The sequence below is a fragment of the Zunongwangia endophytica genome, from assembly GCF_030409505.1.
In the GTDB taxonomy this organism is placed as follows: Bacteria; Bacteroidota; Bacteroidia; order Flavobacteriales; family Flavobacteriaceae; genus Zunongwangia; species Zunongwangia endophytica.
The window spans coordinates 374,453-392,561 of sequence record NZ_JAUFPZ010000002.1 but is presented as its reverse complement, the minus strand read 5'-3'; the positions used below and the strand labels follow the sequence as shown (position 1 = coordinate 392,561).

General features: G+C 35.2%; 18 protein-coding genes. 5 read left to right on the top strand and 13 right to left on the bottom strand.

Going from position 1 to position 18,109, the window contains the following annotated elements; all coding sequences use genetic code 11:
* Positions 1-28 precede the first annotated feature (28 nt).
* The 6 genes from QWY91_RS01930 to QWY91_RS01905 all read right to left on the bottom strand — a co-directional run bounded on the left by QWY91_RS01930 (position 29) and on the right by QWY91_RS01905 (position 5,408).
* On the bottom strand, positions 29-748 hold the full coding sequence (locus tag QWY91_RS01930) for a right-handed parallel beta-helix repeat-containing protein (protein ID WP_290231174.1): 720 nt from the start codon (positions 746-748) through the stop codon (positions 29-31).
* Positions 749-991: 243 nt separating this feature from the next.
* Complete coding sequence (locus QWY91_RS01925) at positions 992-2,524, bottom strand: PH domain-containing protein (RefSeq protein ID WP_290231172.1); 1,533 nt, start codon at positions 2,522-2,524, stop codon at positions 992-994.
* A complete protein-coding gene (locus QWY91_RS01920) occupies positions 2,517-3,041 on the bottom strand; it encodes a PH domain-containing protein (RefSeq protein ID WP_290231170.1) in 525 nt (174 codons plus the stop codon). Before QWY91_RS01920 ends, QWY91_RS01925 begins: the two co-directional genes overlap by 8 nt.
* Positions 3,029-3,868, bottom strand: a complete 840-nt coding sequence (locus QWY91_RS01915; RefSeq protein ID WP_290231169.1) for a 1,4-dihydroxy-2-naphthoyl-CoA synthase — start codon at positions 3,866-3,868, stop codon at positions 3,029-3,031. The genes QWY91_RS01920 and QWY91_RS01915 overlap by 13 nt, the downstream gene beginning before the upstream one ends.
* Before the next feature lie 297 nt (positions 3,869-4,165).
* Positions 4,166-4,570, bottom strand: coding sequence for a DUF2059 domain-containing protein (locus QWY91_RS01910; protein WP_290231168.1), 405 nt, complete (start codon positions 4,568-4,570; stop codon positions 4,166-4,168).
* A gap of 85 nt (positions 4,571-4,655) precedes the next feature.
* Positions 4,656-5,408, bottom strand: a complete 753-nt coding sequence (locus QWY91_RS01905; RefSeq protein ID WP_290231167.1) for a GLPGLI family protein — start codon at positions 5,406-5,408, stop codon at positions 4,656-4,658.
* Positions 5,409-5,615: 207 nt separating this feature from the next.
* On the opposite strand from QWY91_RS01905, the gene QWY91_RS01900 reads away from it, so the two are divergent.
* Positions 5,616-6,113: a hypothetical protein gene (locus tag QWY91_RS01900; RefSeq protein WP_290231166.1), complete on the top strand. Its 498-nt coding sequence runs from the start codon at positions 5,616-5,618 to the stop codon at positions 6,111-6,113.
* Here QWY91_RS01900 and QWY91_RS01895 read toward each other — a convergent pair.
* From QWY91_RS01895 to QWY91_RS01875, 5 genes are all read right to left on the bottom strand, one after another.
* Positions 6,110-6,949 carry a CvfB family protein gene (locus QWY91_RS01895; RefSeq protein WP_290231165.1) on the bottom strand — a complete coding sequence of 280 codons (840 nt, stop codon included), beginning with the start codon at positions 6,947-6,949 and terminating at the stop codon, positions 6,110-6,112. The two genes, QWY91_RS01900 and QWY91_RS01895, sit on opposite strands and share 4 nt — an antisense overlap.
* Positions 6,950-7,057: 108 nt before the next feature.
* A complete protein-coding gene (locus QWY91_RS01890; RefSeq protein WP_290231163.1) occupies positions 7,058-7,402 on the bottom strand; it encodes a DUF2853 family protein in 345 nt (114 codons plus the stop codon).
* Positions 7,403-7,618: 216 nt separating this feature from the next.
* Positions 7,619-9,349 carry a 2-succinyl-5-enolpyruvyl-6-hydroxy-3-cyclohexene-1-carboxylic-acid synthase gene (gene menD, locus QWY91_RS01885; RefSeq protein ID WP_290231161.1) on the bottom strand — a complete coding sequence of 577 codons (1,731 nt, stop codon included), beginning with the start codon at positions 9,347-9,349 and terminating at the stop codon, positions 7,619-7,621.
* Positions 9,350-9,517: 168 nt separating this feature from the next.
* Complete coding sequence (locus QWY91_RS01880; protein WP_290231159.1) at positions 9,518-10,657, bottom strand: chorismate-binding protein; 1,140 nt, start codon at positions 10,655-10,657, stop codon at positions 9,518-9,520.
* Positions 10,654-11,076 (bottom strand): PaaI family thioesterase, encoded by a 423-nt coding sequence (locus tag QWY91_RS01875; RefSeq protein WP_290231157.1) that lies wholly within the window; start codon positions 11,074-11,076, stop codon positions 10,654-10,656. Before QWY91_RS01875 ends, QWY91_RS01880 begins: the two co-directional genes overlap by 4 nt.
* Before the next feature lie 48 nt (positions 11,077-11,124).
* Here QWY91_RS01875 and QWY91_RS01870 point away from each other — a divergent pair, with 48 nt between their 5' ends.
* Together QWY91_RS01870 and QWY91_RS01865 are read left to right on the top strand one after the other, a co-directional pair.
* Positions 11,125-11,760, top strand: coding sequence for an alpha/beta hydrolase (locus QWY91_RS01870; protein ID WP_290231155.1), 636 nt, complete (start codon positions 11,125-11,127; stop codon positions 11,758-11,760).
* Positions 11,761-11,903: 143 nt separating this feature from the next.
* Positions 11,904-13,181 (top strand): NRAMP family divalent metal transporter, encoded by a 1,278-nt coding sequence (locus QWY91_RS01865; protein WP_290231154.1) that lies wholly within the window; start codon positions 11,904-11,906, stop codon positions 13,179-13,181.
* A 119-nt stretch (positions 13,182-13,300) separates the two neighbouring features.
* On the opposite strand, the gene QWY91_RS01860 is transcribed toward QWY91_RS01865, so the two are convergent.
* The gene (locus tag QWY91_RS01860) at positions 13,301-13,651 is read right to left on the bottom strand and encodes a hypothetical protein (RefSeq protein ID WP_290231152.1); all 351 of its coding nucleotides are present in this window, start codon (positions 13,649-13,651) and stop codon (positions 13,301-13,303) included.
* Positions 13,652-13,755: 104 nt separating this feature from the next.
* Complete coding sequence (dnaK, locus tag QWY91_RS01855) at positions 13,756-15,672, bottom strand: molecular chaperone DnaK (protein ID WP_290231151.1); 1,917 nt, start codon at positions 15,670-15,672, stop codon at positions 13,756-13,758.
* A gap of 243 nt (positions 15,673-15,915) precedes the next feature.
* Here dnaK and QWY91_RS01850 point away from each other — a divergent pair, with 243 nt between their 5' ends.
* A complete protein-coding gene (locus QWY91_RS01850; protein WP_290231149.1) occupies positions 15,916-17,340 on the top strand; it encodes an L-serine ammonia-lyase in 1,425 nt (474 codons plus the stop codon).
* Between the two features lie 73 nt (positions 17,341-17,413).
* Positions 17,414-18,049 carry a CPBP family glutamic-type intramembrane protease gene (locus tag QWY91_RS01845; protein WP_290231147.1) on the top strand — a complete coding sequence of 212 codons (636 nt, stop codon included), beginning with the start codon at positions 17,414-17,416 and terminating at the stop codon, positions 18,047-18,049.
* Positions 18,050-18,109: the final 60 nt, after the last annotated feature.

The following is an 18,109-nucleotide window of genomic DNA, read 5'->3' as shown; positions in this document are numbered from 1 at the left end:
GCTTTTTTATTGCTTAGAAAGCATAAAATTAATTAATCCTTGCAAAAAGTCCTTTTCCGTTTCCATTACCACCACTTCCACTAATATTAATGTAGCCGTTGTTTCCATTACCATCAAAGCCATAAGCAAGATTGTTTTGCGCCCAGCAGTTAGTAACGGTATGGTTTACGTTTTGACCGGCACTACCCAATTTAAATCCGTTTCCATCACCATTCACACCATAACCATTATCATATGCATTGCAATTTTTAATAGAAACAGAATAAGGCTGTCCATATAAATCCCAACCATCATCAGAATTATTAGTAGCAGTACAGTAATTAAATTGATTTCCTGGACCTGCGGACAATTTACAAGCATAACCATCAGCATTTTCTCCACCATTTGCTACATCATAATTATTATAGGAATAACTATTATTGATACTATTATGATGTGATCCATTATAAATTTGCAGACCAGAATCTCCATTGCCATGGGTTGTAACATTATAGACCCAATTGTATCCACCATGCTGGAACACAATACCACAATCTGGAGCATTACGTATTGTCATATTACTAATATTCCAATAACTCCCATTTACTTTAACACCCCATCCTGAAGATATATTAGAACAGTCTAAAGTTCCTCCAGTAAAATTAATTTTAGCACTTGATTGTCCATTTCTCAATAGTTGTAATTGCTGGGTTAGATAAATTGTTCCATTTACTGTAATTACATCCGGGGGATGCAGAAGAAATAGCATTTCTTAGTTGAGTTTCATTATAAACGCCAACGCTGGCGTTTAAAACCTCTAGTTCTTGTTCGGTGTTATCCAGTTCATCTTTAGAACAACCAATAAAAATTAGACACACCGCAGTACAAATTGATAAAAATCTTTTCATGATAAATTTGGTTTTAGTAGGTTAACTATCAGACTAAAATACTAAATTACTATAAACCGAAAACGTTTTCGTGTATAGAATTATTAATTATTTAAGTTTTAAAATTACATCCAGGCTTTATTGCTGCGTTCAATCGAATAAAGACAATAATTCAATTTATCTAAAATCGACTTATCTACAGCTCTAAAAGTAATGTCTCCTGCTGCGGAATGAAAAACAACATGAACTAAATTTCTACGCTTATACCACAGCGGTTGTTTTATAGTAATTGATTGCAGCTTATAGATTTCAATAATTTCGATAGTTTCATCCCAAAGAAAAGATTTCTTAGAAATAAAATTAGCTCCAATTTTTAATTCCAAAGAATTGAAAACTCGATATTGGCAATAAGTATAGATCACTAAATATAAAGCCGCTAAAATCGACCAGATTAATACTTCAACAAATTCGGTAAAATACTGTAGAATAACACTAAGAATGATAGGCAGAAAACCTAAGATCATTCTTCTGGAAAGATCCACCCAATGCGGTCTGAAAATAGTTCCTTTCTCAGTTACATCAGATTGATATAAGAAGAATTTTATTTTTTCAATCGTCTCTTTTTCTAAACCGGGAATCTGGATTTTATCTTTCTTCTGTCGTTGCTCACTACTCGCCAGCCAAAGCGAAGCCTGATGAAGATTTAATTTTTTCTGAATTGGATTGGTAATAATCTTTAAAATTTGAACTCTTTTTGGTTTCAAAGAAACTCGGGTGTTAGTTCTTAACCCCATTTGAAGATCTAAACTGCTTTTAGTTTGGGTAAGATTAAGATTGAAATATTTAATAAAAACCTCTCCGGTAGTAATTAGAATACTCAGTACCAAAATTACAATAGCAAAACACGCAAAAATAAATACTGAATTACTGGCAACACCTCCAATATCATCAATGACTTCAGTATCCCAAAAGTTAGCAGTTTCTTCTTTAAAAAACTGATTCAGCTCATTAAAAATAGTCGATACAAAAACGAAAATTAATCCAAAACCTCTCAAAAAATTACTACTTATACCGGTCTTGAGTAAGGTTGAAAGGCTTAGTCTATAGGTCCATTTTTCTTCTTGTTCAAATTCTTCAATTTCTTCGCTGTTCTTAGCTTCAGGAGCTATTTCAGTATTAGATAGTTTTTCATTCTTAAGACTATTCAGTATATCTGCTAGAAGATTAGCCTCTTCAGCACTTACAGCTTCAATTTTAACTTCTTTCTCTTTACTTCCGGCAGTATCTATTACCAAACTATAAACGCCAGCTATCCGCTGCAAAATACCTCTTTCAAAATTCACCTGTTGAATATTATCAAAAGGAATAGACACGAAATCAGAATTGAAAACACCCTTTTTCAGAATAAATTCTTCGGCTTCATAATCTATATGAAACAAAAACTTTCGATAATCAAAATAGCTGAAAATCGCTACTAGAATCAATAAGAGCGCAAATCCTAAACCAGCATATAACAAAACTTCCTGTCCCGGACTCTTTAAAATAAAAACAGCTAAAATCGCCCAAGATGCCCTTAGTAATTTGTAAAGTTTTGAGGAGAAAATCAGCAAAATTCCTGCTGCCGATTGTCGTTGCGGTATGCTAAAAGGTTTAGACATCTTCATTAGTAATCTTACCCGATAAAACTTCTTTTAGCATTTCTGCCATTTGTGGATCTAAACCAGGAATTTTTATATCGCTACCACTACCACCGGCAGTAAATAGTTTTAGTGTAGCAATTCCCAGCCATTTATCTAGAAGACTTCGATTTATAGAAACATGCTGAACTCTATTAAATGAGACTACCGTTTTTTTGGAAATAATAAACCCTCTTTGGTAAATGATGTCTTTTTCTCGAACAGCATAACCATAAAGCGATTGTTTTTTTACGACATCAAAAACCGAGAAAAGTAGAAAAAGAATCAGAATACTACTAATAATTGCTCCAATGAAAACCTCTTCTTTAAAATACATAAAAACGCCAAAACCAATCACAACTAAAAACCAAACACCTATTTGCATCAGGTGTTTGGTTAATAATTTTTTACTTACTGAATTTAAAGCTACCTGTTCAAAATTGGGTAAACCTGAAATATCTATAGTATTATTACTGAAATTGGGTTCTATGGAATCCATTTTTTATCGAAGTTTGGCTTTCTCTTTTCAAGAAATGCGTTACGACCTTCCTTAGCTTCATCTGTCATATAAGCTAGACGTGTTGCTTCACCCGCAAAAACCTGTTGTCCTACCATGCCATCATCGGTCAGATTCATGGCAAACTTCAGCATTTTAATAGAAGTTGGCGATTTAGCCAGTATTTCCTGAGCCCATTCGTATGCTGAATCTTCTAATTCCTCATGTGGGATTACAGCGTTTACCATTCCCATTTCGTAAGCTTCCTGTGCAGAATAGTTACGACCTAAAAAGAAAATCTCTCGTGCTTTCTTTTGTCCAACCATTTTAGCCAAATAAGCTGACCCATAACCGGCATCGAAACTAGTTACATCGGCATCGGTTTGCTTAAAAATAGCATGTTCTTTGCTCGCTAACGTAAGATCACAAACCACGTGCAAACTATGCCCGCCACCTACAGCCCAACCAGGAACGACGCAAATCACCGCTTTCGGCATAAAACGAATTAAACGCTGAACTTCAAGAATATTTAATCGATGGTAACCATCTTCTCCTACATAACCTTGATGTCCTCTGGCTTTTTGATCACCACCACTACAAAATGAATAGACACCATCTTTTGGAGAAGGTCCTTCAGCAGAAAGCAAAACGGCACCGATCGAAGTATCCTCGTGCGCATCCTGAAAAGCGTGCAACAATTCGCTGGTCGTTTTAGGTCGAAACGCGTTACGCACCTCTGGGCGATTAAATGCGATTCTTGCTACACCATTACATTTTTTATAAGTGATATCGTCATATTCCTTAACTGTTTTCCAGTCAGCTTTTTCCATATTATAAAATTTATGAAGTAAAAATAAGGTATTATGAGCAGTTTATAAAGTGAAGTTAGGAGTTAATGGCTTGACGGTTCACAGTTCACAGTTCACAGTTTACAGTTAACAGTTAACAGTTAACAGTTTGCAGTTTGCAGTTTGCAGTTTGCAAAGAAATATTTTGAAATAATTTTTTGTAAACTGTAGAATAATCTCTCCTCTATTTTCTGAAATCTCTTATCTATTTTCTCAGTACTAAAAATGCAAAAAAAAACCGGCAATTAAAGCCGGCTGATATTTTGAAAAATATAAACACTACATGTATTTCGACATAATTCCCTGTAATTCTACACCCCATTGTTGCCCAACGGTCATTGCTTTTTCCATTACTTTTGGTGTAGTTTCTACCATCTTCTTCCCTACCGGAGTATCATAAAAAGCAAGGATCTCATCGATTTCGGCTTCCGTAAACTCTTCTCGATAAATTTCAGCTAATTTTACATAAAGTCCGTTTAAGCTCTCGTTTAAGTCTTTCTTAAAAGCTTCACGATTTTCTTCAGGAATCTGATTAACGATTGGTTCACTAATAATTTCAAATTGCTGCCCAGATGTCAACTCGATTAACTTTACTGCTTTTTTCTGAAAAGAATCACCCTCAGTTTGTTGTGCAAATGCACTGGTTCCTAAGATAAAACAAAGGATAAAAATTAGTTTCTTCATGATTAGGTTAAGTATTAATAATTTGAACTAAAATAGGTTTATTTTTCAATATTCTGAATTATAATATCGCAATTTCGATATCGCTTTATTTATTCCCGTATTTATCCTTATAATATTGTTCTCCTAACTGCAATGCTTCGTAAGCTTCCTTTTGTGAGCGTATCTTGGCGTTCTTCTTTACTGTATCAATCTTAATTTTTTCATCGGGATTCAGCATAATTTCAGTAGCTACTATAGAAAACTTTTCTTTATCTATTCTTAGGATCAATCCCTGAAGCCCGTTATAATTTTTTGGCCCAAATTGTAAAGGGACTTCAGCAGTAAACCAAGCTATAACCTCCTCATCGGTAATCTCTCCATCGCGACCATAATGTTTCTCTGTACCTATAGCTTTAAAACATTTATAATCTCCAATCTCTTGTTTTTCATTTTGTATTTCCCATTCTATTTTAGGATAAGCTACTAACCCTAAACTACTTGTTTTTTGAATAATTTGATCTTTAGAAAGATTGACGTAGTAATCGTCGGAGCCTGCTCTACTCCCCATTTTCAGAGAATTATCGGCGTCATTGTCTAACGGCTCGATATAATGATAATATGATTCCTGATCCCGAAAGTGAAGTTCGTACTTATCCTCATCTGCATTCATGTACATATCTATTACTCCTTTTCTAATTTCTGGAGCTACATCTTTTTTCTTTATTTCATCAAGAAATTTTTTTCTAAATTCTTCGTTTATAATTCCTTTATACAGAACAATACCCGTGGTTTGCTGAGCCTGAAGAAAATTTAAACTGAAAAGAAATAAAATTATAGATAATGTGATGACTTTTTTCATAGCAAATGATGATTTAAGCTGAAGTATTAAGAATTATTTGAAGCATAGACCATAGAATCGCGACTTCAGTTAAAGTTATTAAATTAATTCTGAAAAAGTAATAATATCGGTTAACTATAAAAATACTGCAGTTAATTTTGAAAATAACTCAGGCTGTTTTAAGTTTAGCATAATTTTTGAAATTGATTTAGAAACTTTCATATTTAGATGAAAAAACTTCTTACCATATTATTTTTTATGACAATCAATGCAGTTGCATTTGCGCAGGAAAATCCTGGTGATAGTACTGTGAATATTAAAATGGAAGATCGTTCTATCGCTCCGGCTTTAACGGAATTAAGACCAAATCAGTTTCTACAATATGATCCAAATTTGCCAAGCGGAACATTTATCGGCGTTCAAAACGAACGCGAAGAATTCGACATGGTAGGCGTGATAGAAAAAGAAAATCGCCAACGCGAAATGGCGAAAGCCAAACGATTGGCTAATATTAGTTTACCACAAACACAGCCAAAGGAAGAAAAAGCAATTCAGCTTACTGGGAATAATCAAGAGCAAAATCAGCTAAATAATGGTATTAATAACTTCAATAATACCACAAACAGCAGCAATCCTTTCTATCAATATCACAACGCCTTGTACAATAACACCATGCGAGGTGGTTTTTCACAACCCTATCGCACTAATCGCAGATATTATTATTAATCCTCTTGATTGAGGTAAATACCATCTTCCTTTATATCAATTTGTCGCTGCTTGTAAAGATTACCGGCTGCTCGTTTAAAGCTTTTCTTACTCATTCTAAAAACGGCTTTAATTTTTTCGGGAGAAGATTTATCAGTAATATTTAAATAGCCGTCATGATGTTGCAATTCATCCAAAATGGCCTGAGCATTTGGCTCGATACTTCTATAACCAGGGCGCTGTAGTGTAACGTCGATTTTCTCGTCACTTCTGGTTTTCTTAATATATCCTTTTATACGATCTCCAATTTCGATAGGCTTGAATACATCATCGTTGTACACCAAACCTAAATGAAGTTCATTAATAATCACATTATAGCCAAGATCGGTTTTATTACTTACTATTAGATCGACCTCCTCAAAAGGCTTAATCGTTAATTCTGAATTATCTAAAAAAGCGTGTACTTTACTTGAAGCTACTAATCGATTAGTGTCTTCATCCAAATAACAAAAAACCAAGTAACTATGCCCTATTTGCATTGGGTAAATCTGTTCTTTAAACGGAACAAATAAATGTTTTTCTAAGCCCCAATCTAAAAAAGCACCAAAATCTGTTGTTTCTACACATTTTAAAAAGGCAAATTCATCTAACTGTACGTATGGCTTTAAAGTAGTTGCTACAGGACGTTCGGAATGATCCAGATACACAAAAACTTCAATTTCATCTTCTAACTGAAAAGTTTCAGGAATATATTTATTAGGTAGCAATACCTCATCTCCTTCAGCATTTTTAAGAAACAATCCTGGTTCGGTTTCACGATCAATAATCAAACGATGATTTTCGCCAATATTTAGCATAATTCTAATTTAGATTGCAAAGATACTTTATAATTTCAGGGGATCATAAAAAAAAGAATCCGCATCCTAAAAATAGAAAGCGGATTCAATACTGACTAATCCTTAAGATTAGGCAAATACAGACTCTTTTTTAAAATACTGGGTAAGTAAATAATATAATGTAACTCTATATTTATTTCGGTTAGACTTACCATATTTTTCCAACATAGCATTAAGACCAACATCTAATTTTTCGTCGTCTGGCAGACCTAATTTTTTAACTAGAAAATTATTTTTTACGGTATCCATTTCAGCTTGATCTGTAGATGAAACTGTCTCTGCATCATCTCTAAAAACTACCGGGCCTAAATATTCTGTAATATTTCTTAGAAGATTTACATCTGGCTCCTCTCCCACTTTATCTTTGACATCCTGAATGTATTTTCCTACGCGTTCATCAGTCTTAGTACTCATAATTTTGTTTTTTGGTTTGTTCGAAATTACATATTAACCATCTCAAAATGAGCTAATAGAATCACAACAAAACTTAGGGAAAATTTAAAATTTAAGACCAAATCAGCTATTTTGTTAAATTTTCCTAGTGCTTATAATCAATTACCTATGTTCTAAATTCTAAAAGCGTATCGGTGTCTAAATTCTAAGATCTAACAGCGCAGCGATCCAATTCAATTACCGCATATAACTAAAATACTTTAGTAATACCTGATCGTTAACTTTACGCGGAGTAAAAATTTCCAAAATCTTTGGTTGTTCTGAAGCTTCAAAAAATGTACTCAAAGAATGGCTAATTTCAGCTTCAGTTGAAGCAGCATCATATTCAAAATTGTACATTTTCGCTAAGTGTTCTGCTTTTAGATTATGCGTAGTTTCAAAATAAGTTTCAAAGTTTTCACTGTCCTTATTTCCCGGTAAAATTCTAAAAATTCCACCGCCAGAGTTATTCAGAATTATAATCCTAAAATGTTTGGGTAGATAATTATTCCAAAGCGCATTACTATCATAAAAGAAACTAAGATCGCCCGTAAGCATTAAAACAGGAGATTCACTTACTACGGCAGATCCTGCTGCTGTAGAAATACTACCATCGATTCCGCTTGTTCCTCGATTACAAAATATGCGCAACGATGGATTCCACTTAAATAATTGCGAATAGCGAATAGTTGAGCTGTTCGCTAGTTGCATAATGTAGTTATCTGGAATTTTAGGTACCAATAATTGCATGGCTTTTAAATCGCAATATGGAATTTCGCCCATATAAGCTTCATGCTTAGCTTGTCGGTTTTTACGGATATTTTTCCAAAATTCGCCGTAGTCGCTATCAATTTTAGTAGTAAGCGGAAAAAACTCAGTAAAGAAATCATTTACTGAAGTTTCAAAATGTTTATTTAGGCAAAAGAAGGTGTTATATGCTTTTTTAGAATCGACATGCCAGTGATGTTTAGGATTATAATTCCGTAGAAATGCTTTTATTTTTTTTGAAACGATCATTCCGCCGAAAGTCAACAAAATATCTGGTCGCAAAGCTTCAAAAAGCTCCTGCATATTTTCATCTTTTTCGATAGGGCCGATCATCGTATCGATTCTAGTAAAAAATGCTGAGTGATGTAAATTTGAAGTGGTTTCAGTAAATACAATTACCGAATCATCTTTTGCCAATTTCTCGAGAAATTTTTGCTCCACCGCATTTGGATGAGCGACACCAACAATTACCATTTTACGCTTAGCCTTGTTCCAAAGATCTGCGTACGGCAAAAGTTCTTCTTTAGCATAATGTCTTTTGGTAATTTCAGGCAAAATTTCAATAGGATTTACCTCGATATTTTCAACAGTATCGTAAAGCGGTTCGTAGAGCGGCACGTTAATATGAACAGGGCCTTTTTCTTCTATCGCTTTGTTTAGCGCCAAATTGATCTCTCGTTCGTTATGTTTTTGCGCTTCCCATTGTTTTTGCTGAAGTTTTTTATCGATCGCTTCAGATTCTAAAACCAGTTCAGAATACAAATTAGCAGAGTACATAATGTGATTTTCGTATACATTTTTTTGCCTAATGGTTTGCCCGTCCCCAATATCGATACGCTCGATTGGCCGATCTGCGGAAATTACCACAAGCGGAATATCACTATAAAAAGCTTCTGAAATTGCCGGATAATAATTTAACAAAGCAGAGCCAGAACTACAAACAAGGGCTACCGGTTGCTGTAATTGTTGTGCCATTCCCAAGGCGACAAAAGCTGCACAACGCTCGTCTACAATACTGTACGAATTAATTTCTGGATGATGCGAAAATCCAATCGTTAAAGGAGCATTTCGCGATCCCGGAGAAATTACAACATTTTTTATGTTTTTTGAAACGCAAAGTGAAACCACATTACGTGCAACAGGTATTTTAGAGTACTTCACAAAGTTTGTTTTTTGCGAGCGGTAATTTCGGGGAAGTTTGAAAATGCTACCGCAAATTTAATTTAAACCAAAATTACGATTTCAAGCAGACTTCCAAAGCGCCTTTAAAAAGTATTTAACGGATTTTTTAATCTTGCATAATCCAAATTATATATTTCCAATCTCGATTTATTCTTGATGTACTAAAACAGATTTAATGGTATAGCTTTTATTTACGGTTTCTTCCCACTCGGCTGTCGGATTCGAATCGGCCGTGATCCCACCACCAATAAAAATTTCAGCTTTTCCTTCGACTAATTTCATACAACGAAGATTTACAAAAATCTGCGATTGCTTAGAAATACTGGCATACGCCTGATTTTCCTGATTACGCCGATTCGAATTTCGTTTTACTTCCTGTTTTAAATTGATTTCGCCCAAAAATCCCGAATAAAATTCTCTATTGCTAAGCTCATTTTCTAGGATAAATTGCTTCGCAGCTTCACGCGGAAAACCGCAAACTGCAGGCGTTGGATGCAAACTTTCTAGAAGATTCGATAAATTATCGTTCTCTAAAATTCCCGAAATATCTGTACGAATATGAAGTAGATTTCCCGCTTTTACGGTATAAGGCTCAGTAAGTTTTATCGCTCCTATAGCAACTTTAAAATCCTTCAATTTTTGTACAATTTCATCTGAAACAATCTTTTGCTCCTCTACTTCTTTTGGTGTCCAGGCGGCTTCTTCTACTTCAGTTTTATAAGCCTGCGTTCCGGCAAGCGCCATCGTTTTAAAGCGGTTTCGCTCTACCTTCACTAAAGTTTCTGGAGTTGCACCAATCCAAATTCCGCTTTCAGGATGCGACCAGATATAACAAAATGCTTTTGGATAATTTTGTAGTAAATTTTTAAAAATAGAAAGTGCTGCAAGTTGCGTTTCTGCCGATTCTTTACGTGCTAAAACAACTTTTTTAAACGTACCCGATTTTATTTCAGTGATCGCCTTTTCTACCAGCGTTTCATGCTTCTTTTGCTCAGCATGATTGGTGATTTCAGGAATATATTCTGAAGCTTCATTCAGAGAATTTTCTTTCTCATATTCGGCATTAATCACTTCAGATTGATCCTCGGGAATCAATAAATTTTTATTTCCGCAGAAATCCGAAAAAACAAATCCACTTTCAGCAAAGTCTTTAGTGGTATAAGATTGCGTATCGTTTTGCAGAAATGATTTTACAATATTTTCATCTGGTTTACGATAAGCAACAAAAGCTAAATTTTTAGTAATATGGTCTTCTAATGCATTAAAAAATGCCATCGCCTGTATCATGATTTCTTTTTTGGTAATGCTATGGTTGTCAATTTTACGAGAGAAATTAAATTGTCGGCAGCATCGGTAATATGAATATTCCAAAGTTGTGTGGTACGGCCTTTATGGATAAAAGTAGCTTTGGCAAAAACATCGCCTTCTTTGATGCTTTTAAGATGGTTGGCAGAAATTTCTATACCGCGAATCACAAAATCTTTGGTATCCAGAAAAATATAACTTGCGGCGCTACCAACACTTTCTGCCAGAGCGACACTAGCACCGCCGTGTAACACACCATCTGGTTGATGCACTTTTGGAGTTACCGGCATTTTGGCGGTTAAAAAATCCTCGCCTACATCGACAAATTCAATATCCAGAGTTTCCATTAATGTGTTTTTACACATTTTTGCACACATTCCAAGGATTTCCTCTTTGTTCATAGCAATACGATTAATTACTTTGTAAAAGTACAAAATTGAATCTACAGCATGAGCCGAGAAAAACAGGTTTCTTATCAAATTAGCAATAGCTACAGCGTACTAAATGAATTTTCTGAGAAGACTAAAAACGTTTGGCTGGTTTGCCATGGCATTGGTTATTTAAGCCGATATTTTATTCGGTTTTTTAATCATCTGGATTCCAGCGAAAACTATATTATCGCGCCACAAGCGCAATCTAAATATTACCTGAAATCTGATTATCGGCACGTGGGCGCTTCCTGGCTTACCAAAGAAGATACAGAGGCTGAAATCGAAAATGTACTTAACTATTTGGATGAAGTTTATGCTGAAGAAAATTTAGCTAAAGCGCCAAATTTGATTGTTTTAGGATATTCTCAGGGAGTCTCTGTAGCTACAAGATTTTTGGCGAGAAGACAGATGAAATGCGATCAACTGATTCTTCATTCCGGAAAAGTTCCTGCGGAATTAATTCCCGAAGATTTTAAAATCCTAAAAGACACTAAGGTCACTTATCTCTACGGAAACGAAGATGAATACCTAAAAAAAGGAATTATAAAAGTTGAAGAAGAACGTATGAAATCTTTGTTTCCCAACAATTTTGAAATTATAACCTACAACGGCGGACACGAATTTAATACTGAAATTATTAAGAAACTTAGTTGATTTGAAAATGTGCAGATTTGATGATTAGATAATTCTGAAGATTTCTCTGCACTGAAAGGTGATGGCTTTTTTCTGTAAACCGTAAAATGTTAACTTTATTCTTATTTTTTTAATATTTTCGCTACATACGATTTATAAAAGCAATGGAATCACAAAAAAGCGCGGGAAATTCAAAAAAAACTTCAGTTTTAAAAAATATAGGTCCGGGCTTTTTACTAGCTGGTGCTGCGATTGGTGTTTCGCATTTGGTGCAATCTACACGTGCAGGAGCTGATTATGGATATATTTTAATTTGGGCGTTATTGCTAGCGTGTATTTCTAAGTATCCGTTTTTAGAATTTGGTGCTCGTTATGTGGCAGGAACTGGTAAACATTTAATTTCCGGCTATAAGCAGCTAGGTAAGATTCCTTATTATTTGTTCATTTTTATTACGATTGCCAGCATGTTTATTATTCAGGCTGCGGTAACTATCGTAACTGCTGGTTTAGCTGAACGACTTTTTAATTTTGGCTTATCTCCTTTTGTATGGAGTTTTATCATTTTTGGAGCTAGTATTGCTTTGCTATTAATCGGGAAATATCCCGGATTAGACAAAAGCATGAAGATTATCGTGAGTCTGCTTACTATAGCCACTTTGGCTGCCGTTTGTATGGCCTTAGGAATCCAGAAAGGCCCAATTGAAACTGTAGAAATTCCGTCGCTATGGACTACTGCAAGTCTTGGCTTTATCATCGCTTTTATGGGTTGGATGCCTATTCCGCTTGATGCTGCAGTATGGCATTCAATATGGACTAAAGAAAAAGCTCACGGAAACAAAGAAAAACTGACTTTAAAAAATGCTTTTTTAGACTTCAATATTGGATATTTTTCGGCCTGTTTTATTGGAATGCTTTTCTTTTTACTTGGAGTTTTAGTAATGTTTGGAAGTGGTGAGAGTTTTAGCAGCAACAGCGTAGAATTTTCTTCACAGCTTATTAATCTCTACGGAAAAACACTTGGAGAATGGAGCAAACCAATTATCGCAATCGCTGCTTTTGTCACCATGCTGAGCACTGTAATTACAGTAACCGATGCGTATCCCAGAGTAATATCAGAACTTTTTCATCCTGAAGTATCCAAAACCGATAATATTAAAAAACGTTGGCAATTTTATCAAATATCGATATTTATCATTCCGATACTTTCGTTAGCGATTCTATATTTCAGCTCTGGATCTTTTACCATTCTGATTGATTTTGCTGCCGGATTATCTTTTTTATCAGCGCCTATTCTAGCTTGGTTTAATTACAAATTAGTTACCGGCAAAGAAATGCCAGAAGCCGACCGTCCCGGTAAAAACTATCGAATATTCACAATAGTATGTTTTGTGATGCTCTTGATATTCAATATTGCATATTTGGGTTATAATTTCTTTGTATAAAATCTATTGACTTATCATCATTATTACAAGACAGACTAAGAAAATACTAATATGCGAAAAGGATAAATTTGAGTAAATTAAGTATTTATCTCAAAAAGTGGAGATCACTATCATCAAAATTAATCCGAATCGGAGCAGGTAAAAAGCTTTAAATCATCCTGACCTTCATTGTCTAAGTACTCATTACTTTCTTCTGCAGTTAATTCAGCTTCAACATCTCCATTGCAGTTATAAAATGTTATCATCGCTTGAAAATTCACAGCACCATCAGTGATTAATTCATAATAAACAGTTTGTCCCTCATAATTACCTCTAAAAATTGAAACTTCAATTTCGCAATTTGAGTTCAGTTCAGATTTATAATTAGTAAACCAGGTTTCATTCAATCCACCGGGACAATTATTATCATCATCGTCTGAACAAGAAAATAGTAAAATTGCTAAGGCTAGAATTGATAGTTTTTTGATCATAATTTTTGAATGCTTTTTAATTAGATGTAAGATTCCAAAAAAGGTTGCGTACAAAAAAAGCCGCTGAAAAATCAGCGGCTTTTTATCAAATATCTAGATGAAGCTTACTTCACTTCTTCGAAGTCTACATCTTCTACATCATCTCCACCTTTGGCTTCACCGCCTCCGGCTTGTCCTCCCTCTGCACCAGCAGCTCCCTGAGCACCACCTTGTGCTTCAGCTTGCGCTTTATACATTTCTTCAGAAGCTGTTTTCCATGCTTCATTCAATTTGTCTAATGCAGGAGTTATTTGTTCTAACTCTTTAGTTTCATAAGCTTTCTTAAGCTCCTCTAAAGCATCTTCGATAGGTTTTTTCTTATCTGCAGAAAGTTTGTCTCCAAATTCTTTCAATTGCTTTTCAGTCTGGAAGATCATTCCATCTGCTTCGTTAAGCTTATCTACTTTTTCTTTCGCTTGTTTATCAGCATCAGCGTTAGCTTCAGCTTCTTGTCTCATTTTCTCGATTTCTTCTTCTGTTAATCCTGAAGAAGCTTCAATACGAATATCCTGAGATTTTCCTGTCGCTTTATCTGTTGCGCTTACTTTAATAATACCGTTAGCATCGATATCAAAAGTTACTTCAATTTGAGGTGTTCCTCTTGGCGCTGGTGGAATTCCGTCTAAGTGGAATCTACCAATTGTTTTATTATCTGTCGCCATTGGACGCTCACCTTGTAGTACGTGAATTTCTACTGAAGGCTGATTATCTGCAGCGGTAGAGAATGTTTGTGATTTTTTAGAAGGAATAGTTGTATTCGCTTCGATCAATTTGGTATTTACTCCTCCCATAGTTTCAATACCTAGAGAAAGCGGAGTAACATCTAATAACAATACATCCTTAACATCACCAGTTAATACACCACCCTGAATAGCTGCACCAATAGATACAACCTCATCTGGGTTTACACCTTTAGATGGTTTTTTACCAAAGAAGCTTTCTACTTCTTCCTGAATCTTAGGAATACGAGTAGAACCACCTACTAAAATAACCTCATCAATATCGCTAGTAGAAAGACCAGCATCTTTAAGCGCTTTCTTTACCGGCTCCATCGATCTAGTAACTAATTCTGCAGCTAATTGCTCAAATTTAGATCTAGATAAAGATTCTACCAAGTGTTTTGGTCCACTTGCAGTAGCCGTTACGTATGGTAAATTAATTTCTGTTTGAGAAGAAGACGATAATTCAATCTTCGCTTTCTCTGCAGCTTCTTTAAGACGTTGTAAAGCCATCGGATCTTTTCTAAGATCGATATCTTCAGCTTTCTGGAACGTATCTGCTAACCAGTCGATGATTACTTCATCAAAATCATCACCACCTAAATGCGTATCACCATTTGTAGATAATACCTCAAATACGCCATCTCCTAATTCTAAAACAGAGATATCGAAAGTACCACCACCAAGGTCATATACAGCGATTTTTTGATCACTTGATTTTTTATCAAGGCCATAAGCTAATGCTGCTGCAGTAGGCTCGTTTATAATTCTTCTTACTTTAAGACCAGAGATCTCACCAGCTTCTTTTGTAGCCTGACGTTGAGAATCGTTAAAATATGCTGGTACTGTAATTACAGCTTCAGTCACATCCTGTCCTAAATAGTCTTCAGCAGTTTTCTTCATTTTCTGAAGGATCATTGCTGAAAGTTCCTGTGGAGTATAAAGACGACCATCGATGTCTACTCGTGGTGTATCATTATCTCCTTTAACTACTTTATAGGCTACACGCCCTGCTTCTCTTGAAGATTCTGAGTATTTATTACCCATAAATCTTTTTACTGAAGCAATTGTTTTTTGCGGATTAGTTACAGCCTGACGCTTTGCAGGATCTCCAACTTTAATTTCACCACCTTCTACAAAAGCAATTACAGAAGGAGTTGTTCTTTTACCTTCGGCATTAGGGATTACCGTAGGCTCGTTACCTTCCATAACTGAAACGCAGGAGTTAGTAGTACCTAAGTCAATTCCAATTATCTTACTCATAACTTTATACGTGATTTAATGTTTTATATTCAATTTTACGATCAGTAAAAGTCAATCTTTGTGCCAGCAGAAAACTTATGACAGGTTGTCACTTACTTTTTTTAAGCGAGCATAATTTCTATTTCTTAGATGAAACAATTGCAGATTTTGCCAGTATTTATGCCGAATTAGGCAGAGTACTATGCATATTTATTTCTCAATCTCTTTCTTAAATTATACATTTGCTCGCATAATTTTTTCAGTATGGAATGTATTAGCGTATTCGATATGTTGAAGGTTGGGGTTGGACCTTCCAGCTCTCACACTTTGGGACCATGGCGGGCAGCGCAACGTTGGATTTCAGAATTAAAAAGCAAAGGAACCTTCGATTTAGTCGAAAAAATACATATAGATCTTTACGGTTCTCTTTCTCTAACAGGAAAAGGACACGCTACAGACATCGCAACTATTTTAGGTCTTAGTGGCTACGATCCTGTAACGATGGATATTTCGATAATTGATACTGAAATTTCTAAAATAAGAACAGAGAACATACTGAAACTAAATCAGGAAAAAGCTATTCCTTTTGAAATTGAAACGGCTATAAAATTCAATCGTAAATTTCTCGAATATCATCCTAACGGAATGATCTTTAGAGCAAATTTGTCGAACGGAAAAAAATGTTCCTCATCTTTCTTTTCTATAGGTGGCGGTTTTGTAATTAAAAAAGCAAGAAAGAATGCAAAAAGAAAACAGGACAAATTTGACGAATTTCCCTATCCGGTAGAAAGTGCCAATCAGTTACTTGACTATTGTAAAGCTGAAAATCTAAGTATTTCAGAGCTAGTTTTAGAGAATGAACGTTCGCTACGAAGCGACGACCAAATCGATGGGGGGTTACAGATAATTTGGGATACCATGCTCGAATCGATGTATATAGGTTGTCATACTGAAGGTACCTTACCCGGCGGATTAAGTGTAAAACGCCGTGCTTTCGAGATGCATCAACGCCTAATCGCAAATGAGAAATATAGCAACCCTGAAAACTGGATTGATGCGATTAGAAATACCGAAGTTAAATTTCGGCAAATATTAAAATGGGTTAGTTGTTTTGCTTTGAGTGTAAATGAGGTAAATGCCAGTTTAGGCCGCGTAGTTACCGCTCCCACAAACGGTAGTGCCGGCACAGTACCAGCAGTAATGATGTATTATATGGTTATCGAAAATCATCAGGCTACTTTCGAGGATATGAAACGTTTTATGCTAGTAGCAGGAGAAATTGGTAGTCTTTTTAAAAAGGGTGCCACAATTTCTGCAGCGATGGGTGGTTGCCAGGCCGAAATTGGAGTATCTTCAGCAATGGCTGCTGGTGGATTAACCGAATTACTGGGTGGAACACCAGAACAGGTATTGATGGCCAGTGAAATCGCCATGGAACATCATCTTGGTTTAACCTGTGATCCTATTGGAGGTTTAGTACAGGTGCCTTGTATCGAACGTAACGCGATGGGCGCTATCAAAGCGATTAATGCTGCTGAAATTGCATTAGAGAGCGACGCCACTAAAGCAAAAGTTCCACTAGATAAAGTAATTGCAACCATGTGGGATACGGCAAAAGACATGAATTCTAAATATAAAGAAACCAGCGAAGGCGGTCTTGCAGTAAAAGTAAGCCTTAGTGATTGCTAATCTCATTCTATAATTGTACGCTCAAAATTTACCATCGAAAATCAAAAATCTCATTCGCCATTATTTTCTAATAATGGGCTGTTATATTTTGTTTTTTATGGGGATAGGATTTCTAAATAAGTTCTTTCCATCAATAGATCTAGATCGTTACGAACAATCCGGGATTTACGAAATGATGACAGATAACCCCACCATCTTTTTTATTCTCGCGGTAATTATTGCTCCGATTATGGAAGAAAGTCTTTTTAGGAGTTTAATAAAGCCCTCACAAAATGAAATTCTAATATTCATTTGTTCCTGGATTTTATTTTTGAGTTTGGCTTTTATTCCTGCGGAAGCCAATGTAATTCTTAAATATGCCTTATTACTATTAAGTGTTTTTATCATCTTTTTATTTCTGAAGTCGGTAATTCCTGAAAGAAAAATGAAAAGATTTCAATATTATCTTCATAAACACTTCCGCGTAGTTTGGATTCTTTCCGCAGTAATTTTTGGTTACGTACATGTGTGGAATTACGTCTCTGGATTCGAATTCAATATTATATTATTCTTCCTCATTTTTCCACGAATAATTGCTGGTTATTTTATGGGCAGATTAAAAGTTCAGAACAAAGAATTATACTGGCCTATGCTATTACATGCTATGAATAATGGCATTGTCGTACTCATTTCTACGAATGCTGAAAAAATCACCGATCTTTTTATTTAACAAAGACTTAAAAATCTTCGTACTTCAATTTCGTAAATTCAAGAATCAAAAAAATTGAAC

Bases quoted from the DNA above. Each gene is read 5' to 3' on its own strand.
- QWY91_RS01930 (WP_290231174.1), bottom strand. From the start codon at position 748: ATGCTATTTCTTCTGCATCCCCCGGATGTAATTACAGTAAATGGAACA.
- QWY91_RS01925 (WP_290231172.1), bottom strand. From the start codon at position 2,524: ATGTCTAAACCTTTTAGCATACCGCAACGACAATCGGCAGCAGGAATT.
- QWY91_RS01920 (WP_290231170.1), bottom strand. From the start codon at position 3,041: ATGGATTCCATAGAACCCAATTTCAGTAATAATACTATAGATATTTCA.
- QWY91_RS01915 (WP_290231169.1), bottom strand. From the start codon at position 3,868: ATGGAAAAAGCTGACTGGAAAACAGTTAAGGAATATGACGATATCACT.
- QWY91_RS01910 (WP_290231168.1), bottom strand. From the start codon at position 4,570: ATGAAGAAACTAATTTTTATCCTTTGTTTTATCTTAGGAACCAGTGCA.
- QWY91_RS01905 (WP_290231167.1), bottom strand. From the start codon at position 5,408: ATGAAAAAAGTCATCACATTATCTATAATTTTATTTCTTTTCAGTTTA.
- QWY91_RS01900 (WP_290231166.1), top strand. From the start codon at position 5,616: ATGAAAAAACTTCTTACCATATTATTTTTTATGACAATCAATGCAGTT.
- QWY91_RS01895 (WP_290231165.1), bottom strand. From the start codon at position 6,949: ATGCTAAATATTGGCGAAAATCATCGTTTGATTATTGATCGTGAAACC.
- QWY91_RS01890 (WP_290231163.1), bottom strand. From the start codon at position 7,402: ATGAGTACTAAGACTGATGAACGCGTAGGAAAATACATTCAGGATGTC.
- QWY91_RS01880 (WP_290231159.1), bottom strand. From the start codon at position 10,657: ATGATACAGGCGATGGCATTTTTTAATGCATTAGAAGACCATATTACT.
- QWY91_RS01875 (WP_290231157.1), bottom strand. From the start codon at position 11,076: ATGAACAAAGAGGAAATCCTTGGAATGTGTGCAAAAATGTGTAAAAAC.
- QWY91_RS01870 (WP_290231155.1), top strand. From the start codon at position 11,125: ATGAGCCGAGAAAAACAGGTTTCTTATCAAATTAGCAATAGCTACAGC.
- QWY91_RS01865 (WP_290231154.1), top strand. From the start codon at position 11,904: ATGGAATCACAAAAAAGCGCGGGAAATTCAAAAAAAACTTCAGTTTTA.
- QWY91_RS01860 (WP_290231152.1), bottom strand. From the start codon at position 13,651: ATGATCAAAAAACTATCAATTCTAGCCTTAGCAATTTTACTATTTTCT.
- dnaK (WP_290231151.1), bottom strand. From the start codon at position 15,672: ATGAGTAAGATAATTGGAATTGACTTAGGTACTACTAACTCCTGCGTT.
- QWY91_RS01850 (WP_290231149.1), top strand. From the start codon at position 15,916: ATGGAATGTATTAGCGTATTCGATATGTTGAAGGTTGGGGTTGGACCT.
- QWY91_RS01845 (WP_290231147.1), top strand. From the start codon at position 17,414: ATGGGCTGTTATATTTTGTTTTTTATGGGGATAGGATTTCTAAATAAG.